General features: G+C 72.9%; 10 protein-coding genes and 1 pseudogene. 4 read left to right on the top strand and 7 right to left on the bottom strand.

Annotated elements, in window-relative coordinates:
- Positions 1-22: 22 nt before the first annotated feature.
- Positions 23-1,408 (bottom strand): glycoside hydrolase family 16 protein, encoded by a 1,386-nt coding sequence (locus M8H82_RS13015; protein ID WP_250073331.1) that lies wholly within the window; start codon positions 1,406-1,408, stop codon positions 23-25.
- A gap of 235 nt (positions 1,409-1,643) precedes the next feature.
- Positions 1,644-3,749, bottom strand: coding sequence for an MMPL family transporter (locus M8H82_RS13010; RefSeq protein WP_250073330.1), 2,106 nt, complete (start codon positions 3,747-3,749; stop codon positions 1,644-1,646).
- Positions 3,750-3,962: 213 nt separating this feature from the next.
- Here M8H82_RS13010 and M8H82_RS13005 point away from each other — a divergent pair, with 213 nt between their 5' ends.
- Positions 3,963-4,409: a VOC family protein gene (locus M8H82_RS13005; RefSeq protein ID WP_250073329.1), complete on the top strand. Its 447-nt coding sequence runs from the start codon at positions 3,963-3,965 to the stop codon at positions 4,407-4,409.
- Here the strand turns inward: M8H82_RS13005 and M8H82_RS13000 are convergent.
- Positions 4,367-5,041 carry a response regulator transcription factor gene (locus M8H82_RS13000; protein WP_308293251.1) on the bottom strand — a complete coding sequence of 225 codons (675 nt, stop codon included), beginning with the start codon at positions 5,039-5,041 and terminating at the stop codon, positions 4,367-4,369. The two genes, M8H82_RS13005 and M8H82_RS13000, sit on opposite strands and share 43 nt — an antisense overlap.
- Positions 5,038-6,228 (bottom strand): sensor histidine kinase, encoded by a 1,191-nt coding sequence (locus M8H82_RS12995; RefSeq protein ID WP_250073328.1) that lies wholly within the window; start codon positions 6,226-6,228, stop codon positions 5,038-5,040. The genes M8H82_RS13000 and M8H82_RS12995 overlap by 4 nt, the downstream gene beginning before the upstream one ends.
- Positions 6,229-6,716: 488 nt before the next feature.
- Here M8H82_RS12995 and M8H82_RS12990 point away from each other — a divergent pair, with 488 nt between their 5' ends.
- Complete coding sequence (locus M8H82_RS12990; protein WP_308293254.1) at positions 6,717-7,172, top strand: sulfatase-like hydrolase/transferase; 456 nt, start codon at positions 6,717-6,719, stop codon at positions 7,170-7,172.
- A gap of 71 nt (positions 7,173-7,243) precedes the next feature.
- Here M8H82_RS12990 and M8H82_RS12985 read toward each other — a convergent pair whose 3' ends face one another.
- The 3 genes and pseudogenes from M8H82_RS12985 to M8H82_RS12975 form a co-directional block, all read right to left on the bottom strand.
- Positions 7,244-7,996 carry an IclR family transcriptional regulator gene (locus tag M8H82_RS12985; protein WP_250073326.1) on the bottom strand — a complete coding sequence of 251 codons (753 nt, stop codon included), beginning with the start codon at positions 7,994-7,996 and terminating at the stop codon, positions 7,244-7,246.
- Positions 7,997-8,083: 87 nt separating this feature from the next.
- Complete coding sequence (locus tag M8H82_RS12980) at positions 8,084-8,932, bottom strand: hypothetical protein (protein ID WP_250073324.1); 849 nt, start codon at positions 8,930-8,932, stop codon at positions 8,084-8,086.
- A gap of 146 nt (positions 8,933-9,078) precedes the next feature.
- Positions 9,079-9,834, bottom strand: a pseudogene (locus M8H82_RS12975) (beta-galactosidase domain 4-containing protein); the annotation flags it as partial.
- Between the two features lie 134 nt (positions 9,835-9,968).
- Between M8H82_RS12975 and M8H82_RS12970 the strand changes: the two are divergent.
- Positions 9,969-11,309 carry a 6-phospho-beta-glucosidase gene (locus M8H82_RS12970; RefSeq protein ID WP_250073322.1) on the top strand — a complete coding sequence of 447 codons (1,341 nt, stop codon included), beginning with the start codon at positions 9,969-9,971 and terminating at the stop codon, positions 11,307-11,309.
- Positions 11,310-11,373: 64 nt separating this feature from the next.
- Entirely contained in the window at positions 11,374-12,204 is an 831-nt protein-coding gene (locus M8H82_RS12965; RefSeq protein WP_250073320.1) for a sulfotransferase, read from the top strand.
- Positions 12,205-12,209: the final 5 nt, after the last annotated feature.

Below are 12,209 nucleotides of genomic sequence, written 5' to 3'. Positions count from 1 at the left end.
GCCGCCACTGTGGATGAGCCGCTCAGCGGCGGAAGTTGAACCAGTTGACGTTCACGAAGTCGGCGGGCTGCCCGCTGGTGAAGGTCAGGTACACATCGTGCGTGCCCGTCACCGCACTGATGTTGGCCGGGACCGTGCGCCAGCTCTGCCAGCCGCCGGTGTTGGCCAGCGCAAAGCTGCCGATGGGCGCGTTGCTACGGCTGTCCAGGCGCACCTCGACCAGTCCGCTCACCCCGGCCCCGGCCCCGCTCGCGACCCGGGCGGCGAACTGGGTGGCCGCCGTGGAGCCGAAGTTGACGCCCCGGAACAGTGCCCAGTCACCGTTGGCGATCGCGCCGATGTTCTGGCCGCCGCCGGTGTCCGAGGTCGCCTCGGTGATCGTGCCGGACTGGCTGTCGCGGGACTCGGCCTGGATGGTGCTGTAGGCGTCGCGGTTGCCGGTCGGCGGAGGCGTGGTGCCGCTCCCGCTGGAGAGCACCTGGACGTAGTCGACGACCATCGGGTGGCCGGGCACGGTCGCCGCGTCGGGGCCGCCGCCGAACGCGTCGACGAAACCGCCGCCCATCGCCACGTTCAGGATGATGAAGAAGCCGTGGTCGGTGGCGTTCCGCCAGGTCGTGGCGTCGACCTGATCGGCCCGTACCGTGTGGTAGTTGATGTCGTCGACGTAGAACCGGATCTGCTCCGGACTGGTCGAGCGGTCCCACTCCAGCGCGTAGGTGTGGAAGCCCGCCTGGCAGGTGGCGCCGGGACAGGCGCGGGAGCCGCCGATGCCGGTCGTCTCGTTGCACGGCCCGCCGGGGCTCGTGCCGCAGTGGATCGTCGACCACACGGTGTTGAGGCCCTGGACGTTCTCCATGATGTCCAGTTCGCCGACGCTCGGCCAGTTCCAGTAGTTGCCGCGGTAGGGCGTGCCCAGCATCCAGAACGCCGGCCAGTAGCCGCGGGCGGCCGCGCCGGTGACGTTCGGCATCTGGATCCGGGACTGCACCCGCAGCTTGCCGCCCGCCGGGGGCTGGAAGTCGCCGCGGTTGGTCTCGATCCGGCCGGACGTCCAGTTGCCGGAGGCGTCGCGGCGGGGGGTGATGCGGAGGTTGCCGTTGCCGTCCAGGGCCACGTTGCTGGTGCTGGACGTCATGTTCTCGATCTCGCCGGTGCCCCAGTTGGCGGGTCCGCCGGGGTAGCCGTGGCCGGTGGCGTACTGCCAGTTGGCGGTGTTGACGCCGGTGCCCGCTGCGCCGTTGAAGTCGTCCACGAAGACCTGGGTCCAGCCCGATGGGGGTGGGGGAGCGGCGGCGTCCGCGGACGCGACGGCGGCCGCCGCCAGGCCCATGGCGCTGAACAGGGCGACGAGTGCGCGCCGCAGGGGGCGCACTCGTCTGCGGGGTGAGCCGGAGGTTTCACTCATGGGGGGTGCTGCCTCTCGGGTACGGGATGTGGGGTGCGGGGAGCCTCTGAACGCGGTTTGAGAGCGCTCTCAAAGTGCCGCCAATGTGCTCCCCGGCACTGCGGTCGTCAAGAGGTGAAGCGGATAAATCCCGTGCCCTTCAAGCAAGTTCAACCCGTGATGGCGTTGCAGCGCGCGGCCGGCCCGGGACGCTCCTGTGCACCGGCGGGGCGCCGGACGAGACGTCCGGCACGGCTCAGACCTTCGTCGCCACGGGCGGCCCGGGAGCCGGGGCCGCCGCCTCCCGCAGCCCGAACCGGTCATGGATCCGCCGCAGCGGGGCGGGCGCCCACCAGGCGCGGCGGCCGAGCAGCGCCATCGTCGCCGGGACCAGCAGCATCCGTACGACGGTGGCGTCGATCAGCACCGCCAGGGTGAGCCCGAGACCGATCTGGAGGATGGGCGAGAAGCCGCCCGTCATGAAGGCGCCGAAGACGATCGCGAGCAGCAGCGCGGCACAGGTCACCACGCGCCCGGACCGGCGCAGTCCGGTCACCACGGCCTCCCGCTCGTCCTCGCCCCGCTCCCTGGCCTCGCGCATCCGGGCCAGGATGAACAGCTCGTAGTCCATGGCGAGCCCGAAGGCGATGGCGATGATGAGCGGCGGCGCGGTGAGGCTCAGCGCGCCCAGGCCCTCCGCGCCCAGCAGCCCGGCCAGATGCCCGTCCTGGAACACCCACACCACCGCACCGAGCGCGGCGCCGAGGCTGAGCAGGGTGGTGGCGATGGTGCGCAGCGGGATCAGCACCGACCCGGTGAAGGCGAACAGCAGCACGAAGATGCCCGCCAGGACGGTCGCGGCGGCCCAGGGGGCGCGTGCGGCGAGCATCTCCCGGAAGTCCACCAGCCGGGCCGCCGATCCGGTCACCTCGACCGGCTCGTCACCGCGCAGCTCCCGGATCCGCTCCACGAGCCCGGTCGCCGCCTCGCCGTCGACGCTGCCCGGCGGCCGGACCTCCACGACCGTGCTGCCGCCCGGCAGTTGACGGGACTCGGCGCCGGACAGCGCGCCGATCCGCTCGGCGGTCACCGGATCGGTGCCGGGCCGGACGACGACGGTGACCGGGGAGACGCCGGTACCGGGCGGGAAGTGGGCCTCGACGGTGTCGTACAGCTGCCGTGCCTCGGTGCTCGCGGGCAGCTGCCGGGCGTCGCCGAGGTTGATCGTCAGCCCGGCCACCGGCAGCGCCAGGACCAGCAGGACCGGTACGACGGTGGCCACCACGGCGATCCGGCGGCGCGCGGCGAACCGGGCCAGGCGGGCGAAGAGCCGGCCCTCCTCGGCGTCCGGCCGGACCCGCGCGGGCGGGATCTTCCCGCCGAACTTCGTCAGCAGCGCGGGCAGCAGGGTGACCGCGGCGAGCATGTCGACGACCACCACGGCGGCCACCGCCAGACCCATGCTGCGCAGGAACACGCTCGGGAAGACCAGCAGCCCGGTCAGGCTGACGGCCACGGTGAGCCCGGAGAACAGCACGGTCCGCCCGGCCGCTGCGACCGTGCGGTGCACGGCCTCCACGACGTCGTCGGTGTGCCGGCGCTCCTCCCGGAACCGCACCAGCATCAACAGGGCGTAGTCCACGGCGAGTCCGAGGCCGAGCATGGTGGTGACCTGGATGGCGTAGACCGAGATGTCGGTGACCTCGCTGAACGCGAACAGCGCGAGGAACGCGCCCGCGATCCCGCTGACCGCGATCACCAGCGGCAGGGCGGCGGCCCGCAGACCGCCGAACACGACGAGCAGCAGGGCGAGGACGACGGGCAGGGAGATCAACTCGGCGTTCTTGACGTCCTCCTGGGCCCGCTCGCCGAGCTGCCTGCCGAGCAGATCGCCGCCGCTGACATGGACCTCCGGCGCCTCGATCTGCCGGATGCGCTCGGCGGCGGCGTCCGTCGCGTCCGCCTCGGCATCGTCGTCGAGGCCGCCCTCGAAGGTGACCGGGATGATCAGGGCCTGTCCGTCCCGGGCGGTGAGCCCGGGCGTGGCGTACGGATCGGGTACGGCGGCCACTCCGGCGATCTTCCGGACCTCGGCGACGGCCCGTTCGACCTGGGCGCGCACGGCGGCGTCCGAGACCGACTCGCCCGCGACGACCGCGGTGACGGTCTCCCCGGCCGGGTCCGTGCGGGACAGGTATTGGTCGGCCAGCTCCGACTCGGTGCCGGGGACGTCCGGCACATCGTCGGAGAGCCGCCCGAAGACGCCCGTGCCGAGGCCGAAGCCGAGCAGCAGGAAGAGCAGCCAGAGCAGGATGACGGTGAGCGGGCGGCGGGTGGCCGCACGGGTGAGCGTGGAGAGCACGGGGGCCTCCGGGCCGTTGGACGGTGGACACGTGCCCTCAGGCTGGTCCCGGGCCGGGGGTCGCCGGATCGCCGGAGCGAGCGGTTTGCCCGGCTCCGTCGTACGGGGGAGAAGCCGGGCGGACTCACTCCTACGAGGGAGGGGGCGCCGGGAATCATCCGGGGCGGCCCGGGAGTTGTCCGGTCAGGAGCCGCTGATCACGAAGGAGTGCCGATGTCCGAGGAACCGGGAGTGCGCGAGCTGCGCCTGGTGGTCACCGCGGCCGACTACGACGCCGCACTTCACTTCTACCGGGACGTCCTGGGCCTGCCCGAGAGGGCCGCGTTCTCCTCGCCGGACGGCCGGGTGAGCATCCTGGAGGCGGGGCGGGCGACGCTGGAGCTGACCGATCCGAACCATGCGGAGTTCATCGACGACGTCGAGGTGGGCCGCCGGGTCGCCGGGCACATCCGGGTGGCGTTCCAGGTGGACGACTCGGCGGCGGTGACGCGGACGCTGGCCGAGGCCGGGGCGGAGGTCGTCGCCGAGCCGACGCGCACGCCCTGGAACTCGCTCAACTCCCGGCTGGAGGCGCCGGGGGCGTTGCAGCTCACGCTCTTCACCGAGCTGGGGGAGGATCAGGACGGAGCCTCCCCGGGGGCCACCAGACCGGTCTCGTAGGCGCAGATCACCGCCTGCACACGGTCCCGCAGCCCCAGCTTGCTCAGCACATTGCTGACATGCGTCTTCACCGTGTGCTCGCTCACGAACAGGGCCGAGGCGATCTCCGCGTTGGACAGCCCCCGGGCCAGCATCCGCAGCGTCTCCACCTCGCGGGCGGTGAGGACGTCGAGGCGCTCCGGCGTGACCTCGGCGGCCGCCTCCTGCCTCCGGCGGCGCACCAGGTCGGCGACGAGCCGGCGGGTCACCGTCGGGGCGAGCAGGGAGTCGCCGGCCGCGACCACCCGGACCGCGTGCACGAGGTCGTCACGGCGGACGTCCTTCAGCAGGAAGCCGCTGGCCCCCGCGTACAGCGCCTCGTACACGTACTCGTCCAGGTCGAACGTGGTCAGCATGACCACCTTGCAGCCGGACTGCCCGCACACCCGCCGGGCCGCCTCCAGGCCGTCCATGACGGGCATCCGGATGTCGAGGAGCAGCACGTCGGGCGCGTGGCGCCGCACCGCGGCGACCGCCTCGGCGCCGTCCCCGGCCTCGGCGACCACCTCGATGTCGGGCTGCGCCTCCAGGATCATGCTGAAACCGCTGCGGACCAGTTCCTGGTCGTCGGCGACGACCACCCGGATGCTCACCCCAGCGCCGCCTGCCGGTCCCCGGCCGGAAGCGTCACGACCACCCGGAAACCACCGTCCTCGCCGCGCCCGGCGCGGGCGCTGCCCCCGCAGGCCGCGGCGCGCTCACGGATGCCGATCAGCCCGTGTCCGCCGCCCGGCCCCGAGGGGCCGCGGCCGTCGTCCGTCACCGACACTGTCAACGCGTCCTCCGCCCAGTCCAGAGCGACGGTAGCGGAGGAGGCGAAGGCGTGCTTCACGGTATTGGTCAGTGCTTCTTGCACGATCCGGAAGGCGGCCACCTCGGTGTCCGGCGGCAGCGGGCGCGGCTGCCCCGCGATGCGCAGGTCGACCCGCAGCCCGGTGGACTCGGTGACCTGCCGGACCAGGCCGGGCAGCGCCGCCACCCCCGGCTGCGGCAGCCGCCGCGCCCCGCCCTCCCGCTCCTCCTCCTTCAGCACGCCGAGGATCCGCCGCAACTGCTGCATCGCGTCCCGGCCGGTCGCCGCGATGGCGTCGAACGCCGCCTCCGCACGCGCCGGATCGCTGCGCACCACCACCGGCCCCGCCTCGGCCTGCACCACCATCAGGCTCACCGCGTGGGCCAGGATGTCGTGCATGTCCCGGGCGATCCGGGCCCGTTCCTGGGCCGTCGCCCGAGCCGTGTCCGCGGCCCGCTCCCGCTCCAGCCGCCGGGCCCGGTCCACCAGGGCGGCGGTGTAGGCACGCTGCACCCGGGCGAGCATGCCCAAGCCGTACGCCCCGACGACGCTCAGCAGCTGGAAGGCGTACTCGAAGGGCAGCGGCTCCTCCTTGTGCTGCATGGTCAGCACGACCCCGAGGATCCAGCCCGTCAGCATGAACCGGCGCTGCCAGGCCCGGCCCTGGGCGGCCATCGTGTAGAGGACGATCAGACCGGCGTACATCACGTCCGGCGGGGGCGCGTGGTACCAGGCCATCGCCGGGGTGGCGATCGACACCGCGCACGCGGTGGCGAACGGCGCCCGGCGGCGCCACATCAGCGGCAGCGCGGTGGCCGCGGCCAGCAGCCAGCCCTGCCAGGTCAGCCTGTCGTCCCCCTCGTCCGGGAAGATCCACTGGAGGGAGGCGGCGAACAGCACCAGAGCGGCGAGCGCGGCGTCGACGACGTGCGGGTTCGCCGTGCGCAGCCGGGCGGCGGCGGGGGCGAGCCAGGTCGGCGGGGACATGGGCGGCTCCTCGGGGCAAGAGGCCGTTCCAGTATCGGAGGCCGGATGCGGCGGCGTCCTCACCGGTGAGAGGGATATCGTCCGTCCGTTTTGTGATCCTTCCGATGCCGCGGAGAAGGAACCAGGAGTCAGGACTTTCCCTCTCAAAAGTCGAAACGAAGCGTTCACAGCGTGTGCATGGTCATGGACCGACGGCTGCGACCACCATCGTCCGCGGACCCGCTGCCCGCCACGCCACCCCCAGGAGTCGCGTATGCCGAGCCGCCGCCGATTCCTCACCACGGCCGCCACCGTGCCGGTCGTGGCCGGGGCGGTCGCCGGGTGCGACGGGGCCGAGTCGCCGGAGCCGTCGGCGGACGGCAAGCAGGCCTCCGCCGTGCCGGCCGCGCAGTCCGGCACGGACCGGCTCAGCTTCGTGGTGATCCTCGCCGACGACCTCGGCCACGGCGAACTCGGCTCCTACGGCCAGAAACTCATCCGCACCCCGCCTGGACGCCCTGGCCGCCGAGGGCCTGCGCTTCACCGACGCCTACGCCACCGCCCCCGTCTGCGCGCCGTCGCGCTGCTCGGTGCTCACCGGACTGCACGCCGGACACGCCACCGTCCGCGAGAACCCCTGGGGCCCCGGCGGCCAAGGAGCGCTCACCGAGCGGGACTTCACCTTCGCCGAGGCGCTCGGCTCGCGCGGCTACCGCACCGGCATCTTCGGCAAATGGGGATTGGGACCCGAGCGGCCGGACCAGCCCAGCCACCCCAACTCCCGCGGCTTCGAGGAGTTCCACGGCTACATCGGGCACCGCCACGCCCGGTCGGGCGACGAACTGACGGTCCGCTGGCGGGTCACCCCGGCCCGGGTCACCTCCGACACGACCCTCGCCTGCCGGGCCACGGCGCGGCACGCGGGGGAGGACGTGACGTACCTGGTCCGCACGGTGCTGGGCTGAACGGTGCTGGTTGACCGTGCTGGGCTGAACGCTCAGCGCCTCCTTGGCCCGCACCGTGCCGGGGCGAACGCTCAGCGCCCCTCCGGCAGCCATCCCAGGGCGCGCGAGATCCCGCGCGCCGCGATCCGCACCGCCGGGGCCAGCACCGGTACCTGGGCGTCGGCCTCGGGCACCACCACCGACACCGCCGCGACCACCGCGCCGCCGGTTCCCCGTATCGGCGCGGCCACCGACACGGCGTCGTCGGTCACCTGACGACTGCTCACCGCGACTTCGGTACGGCGCACTTCGGCGAGCTCGCGGCGCAGCCGGGCGGGGTCGGTGATCGTGTACGGGGTGAAGGACGCCAGCGGCCCGGAGCAGTACTCCTCCTGGCGGGCCGGGTCGTCATGGGCCAGCAGGGCCAGGCCGACCCCGGTGGCGTGCAGGGGCCAGCGGGCGCCGACGCGGATGTGGACGCCGACCGCGGAGCGGCCCGAGAGCCACTCGATGTAGACGACCTCCGGGCCGTCCCGCACCGCCAACTGCACGTTCTCGTGCGTCGCTTCGTACAGGTCCTCCAGATGGGGCAGGGCGACCTGCCGCAGGGCGAGGCCGCGAGGGGCCAGTGCCGCGATCTCCCACAGCCTCAGTCCCACGTGGTAGACGCCGCCCGGGTCCCGCTCCAGGGCACCCCACTCGGTGAGGGCGCCCACCAGACGGTGCGCGGTGGTCAGGCTCAGCCCCGCCCGCCGGCTGATGTCCGTCAGGCTCAGCGCCGGATGCTCGTGGTCGAAGGCGGCGAGCACGGACAGCAGCCGGTCGGGCGCGGAACGAGGGGTCATGGCCGGGCGTCTCCCGGGTGGGCCGGATCGCGGGGGCGGCGAAATCGCTCGCCAGTGTGTGCAGCGCGCCCACCGTAGCCCGTGCGATCAGTCCGTGACCTGCCGGTACGAGAAGACGCTCGTCGACACGGCGCACACACCGGGCTGGATCACCTCGGCGCGCAGGGTGCCGCTGCGCGCGTCGTAGTCCACGCCTTCCGTCTCGAACGTGCCCGTGCACAGGCTGCGTTGCGGCAGGGCGAACAGGGCCCGCACCGCCCCGGTGATCGGCTGGCCGTCGAGCTTGCGGGGCAGGTCGACCTGGAGGAGCGGGCGGATCTCCGGGAAGAGGGCGCCGGTGGCGTCGTTCGAGGCGCACACCAGACGCGTGTCGGAGACGAAGTCGCAGCCCTGGATGTCCCGTACCGGCTTGTCCAGGGTGATCTGCCAGGCCTCCTTCAGGTCGCCCCCGGCCGGCGGGGTGGCCGGGTTGAGCAGCGGGGTGGGGAAGACCTGGAGGCGGTTCTGGTCGCCCCACTCGCCCGACACCATCCACTGCCCGTCCGGGGAGACGGTCGCGAAGGAGTTGTTCAGCTTCTCGCCCGGGCTGAGCCGGTGCACGTACTCGTAGCGCTGCCCGGCCGGGGTGGTCACCGCGAACATCTTGGAGGTGGCCGTGTCGGGGCCCTGGTAGGCGTCGAAGGTGTGCCCCTGGGCGATGTCCGGGTCACCGATGTGGTTCCAGCCCTTGATGCGCAGCGACAGCGGTATGTCCGCCAGACCCCGGTACAGCAGCGAGCCGTCGGCACGGCTGGCGAGCCCCTGCCCGCCGCCCAGTGTGTCGGTGTACGCCGTGCCGGTCTCCTCCCAGCGCGGGTCACCGGCCGCCGTGGCGGTCCCCGCGCCGAGCACGAGCGACCCCAACAAAGCTACGGCGCATACCAATTGACGTCTCATCAGGCACCCTTCACGTCGACGAAGGCAGGGTTCGAATGGAACCACGTATCGGCCCACGGGTCACCGTTGCCGGGCTCATGGACGATCGGCCCGCCGGGAGACACCCTGCGGGTCGAGCGAGGCGGGGGAGGCACCAGGCGGGCGGCTGTTGTTGGTCGGTCACGGGGAAGGGAGGGGGCGACGCCCGGCAGCGGACGGACCGGCCGACCCCCGGCGCCGACCTCGACGGGCGGGCCCTCGACGGGCGGGCCCTGGACGGGCGGGGCAGGCTCGACGGCCCGGTCCGCGTCGGCCGGGGCAGGCTTGATGGACGCCGCCCTCAGCCGCAACCGGGGCGCGCACACCTCGGTGCCGCGCGGGCCGCACGGTTCGTCGTCCTTCGTGGTCACCCGCAGGGCCACCCAGACCTCGCCACCATCCCCGGGCAGTTCGAACGGCAGCGGCACGGCCGCCGTCTCACCCGGCCGGAGATCGGGCAGCGCGGCGGGAGCGGTCAGGGTGCGGCCGTCGGGGAGGGCCAGCTCCCACTGCCCGGCGAGATGGCTCAGGCCACGGAAGCACTGGTGATTCCGCACCACCAGGCCCTCGTGCCGGAAGGAGTGCAACAGCACCGGCGCCGCGACGTCACGGTGCCCGTGCACCACCGGCTCGGGCGTGCGGTCGGGGAGGGCGGTCCCGTCGACGCCGGAGCCCGCGATCAGCGCGCCGTCCTGAACCGTCTCGCCGAAGTCGCCGCCGTATGCCCGCTGATGACCGGACGTGGCGACACCGTCCTCGTCCGGCCCGGCGCCGCAGCGCCCGGCGGGTCTGCCGTCTGTCACCCGTCGGAGACTTCCGTGGTCCCAGGACCTCCGGATTAAGCCGCCCTGAAGACCCGGCGTTGACTCGATGGCGGCCCAGTGGTGCGGCCCGTTCGCCGGAAAACGCGGGCGCGTCGCCGACCTCGACCGGCGCGTACGGAAGCGAGCGCAGGAACGCGTGGGACGACGCGTACTGTCTACGCAGTGCTGGCAGAACGACGACAGCAGGTGCAGACGTGAAGCTGACGATTCTGGGTGGCGGCGGATTCCGCGTGCCGCTCGTGTACGGGGCGCTGCTGGGGGACCGGGGCGCCGGGCGGGTGACGCGGGTCGTGCTGCACGACCTGGATCCGCGGCGGCTCTCCGCCATCACCCGGGTCCTGGCCGAACAGGCCGCCCAGGTGTCCGACGCGCCCGAGGTCACCGCCACGACCGATCTCGACGAGGCCCTGCGCGGCTCCGACTTCGTCTTCTCCGCGATCCGCGTGGGCGGTCTGGAGGGCCGGGCGAACGACGAGCGCGTCGCCCTCGCCGAGGGTGTCCTCGGACAGGAGACCGTGGGCGCCGGTGGTATCGCATACGGCCTGCGGACCGTGCCGGTGGCCGCGGACATCGCCCGGCGCGTGGCCCGGCTCGCGCCGGATGCCTGGGTCATCAACTTCACCAACCCCGCGGGTCTGGTCACCGAGGCCATGTCCCGCCACCTCGGCGACCGCGTCATCGGCATCTGCGACTCCCCGGTCGGCCTCGGCCGCCGTATCGCCCGCGTGCTCGGCGTGCGGAATCCGGCGGAGGCGTGGATCGACTACGTCGGCCTCAACCACCTCGGCTGGGTCCGCGGTCTGCGCGTCGCCGGCCGGGACGAACTCCCGCGTCTGCTCGCCGATCCCGCCCTGCTCGGCTCCTTCGAGGAGGGCAAGCTCTTCGGCGCCGACTGGCTCCAGTCCCTCGGCGCGATCCCCAACGAATACCTGCACTACTACTACTTCAACCGCGAGGCCGTACACGCCTACCAGCAGGCCGAGCAGACCCGCGGCGCCTTCCTGCGCGACCAGCAGGCCCGCTTCTACGACGAGACGGCCGACCCGGACGCCGAGGCGCTGGCCTCCTGGGACCGTACCCGCGCCGAGCGCGAGGCCACGTACATGGCGGAGAACCGGGAGACCGCGGGCGCCGGCGAGCGTGACGCCGACGACCTGTCCGGCGGCTACGAGAAGGTCGCCCTCGCGCTGATGCGGGCCATCGCCCGCGACGAGCGCACCACCTTGATCCTGAACGTCCGCAACGGGCACACGCTCTCCGCCCTCGACCGCGACGCCGTCATCGAGGTCCCCTGCCTCGTCGACGCCAACGGCGCCCACCCCGTCGCCGTCGATCCGCTGCCCGACCACGCCACCGGGCTCGTCTGCTCGGTCAAGGCGGTGGAGCGGGAAGTGCTGGCCGCCGCGGAGTCCGGCTCCCGTGCGACCGCCGTCAAGGCCTTCGCCCTGCACCCGCTGGTCGACTCGGTGAACGTCGCCCGGAGGCTGGTCGAGGGCTACACCTCGGTCCATCCCGGCCTCGCCTACCTCGCGTAGGCGATCGCGGTCCGCCGGGGACAAGTCCGTGATCGGCAGGGGGCTCAGGCGTCGGGGGCGGCTGATGATCCAGGCGGTGAGCCCGCCCCGCCGCACCCTCGACGCGATTCCCACGCCCCGCGCGGAAACGCAGCCCCACCAGTCGGCCTACGAGGCCCCGCGCGCCCCGCGCCTGGTGGACTCCCCGGTCTTCGTACTGTCCTCCGTCCGCTCGGGCTCGACCCTGCTGCGGGTGCTGCTGAACAGCCACAGCCACAGCCGCATCCGCGCCCCGCACGAGATGCATCTGCGCACCGTCCACGTCCAGCTGACCCGGGGCTTCACCGCGGACGCCATGAAGGCGCTGGAGCTGGACAGGACCGAGCTGGAACACCTGCTCTGGGACCGGGTGATGCACCTCGAACTCACCCGCAGGTGCAAGGACGTCATCGTCGACAAGACGCCGCCGAACACCCTCATCTGGCCCCGGCTGCACCGATGTTGGCCGAACGCCCGCTCCATCCTCCTGCTGCGCCACCCGGGCGCGATCATCGCGTCCCTCACCGAGCGCCGCAAGGACCCCGACCACGAGGAGATCCTGGCGGAGGTGCTGAACTACTCCGAGAAGCTGGAGGCGGCGCGCCGGACCCTGGACGCCCATGTGGTGACGTACGAGGACCTCACCGCGCAGCCGGAGCAGGCCACCCGGGCCATCCGCGGGTACCTGGGCGTCGAGTGGGAGAGCGGCATGCTCGACTACGGCAGCAAGGACCACGGCAGGTTCCGGCCGCAGCTCGGCGACTGGAGCAGCACCATCAAGTCCGGCCGCATCCAGCCCGCCCGCACGGCCGACCCGACCGCCGAACTGCCGCCGCGTCTGCGGGAGATCGCGACGGCGTGGGGGTACGACGTCTAGGGCCA

Source organism: Streptomyces sp. YS415 (genome assembly GCF_023544665.1).
Taxonomy (GTDB): domain Bacteria; phylum Actinomycetota; class Actinomycetes; order Streptomycetales; family Streptomycetaceae; genus Streptomyces.
The sequence above is the reverse complement of the archived record's forward strand: the minus strand, read 5'-3'. Positions and strand labels throughout refer to the sequence as shown.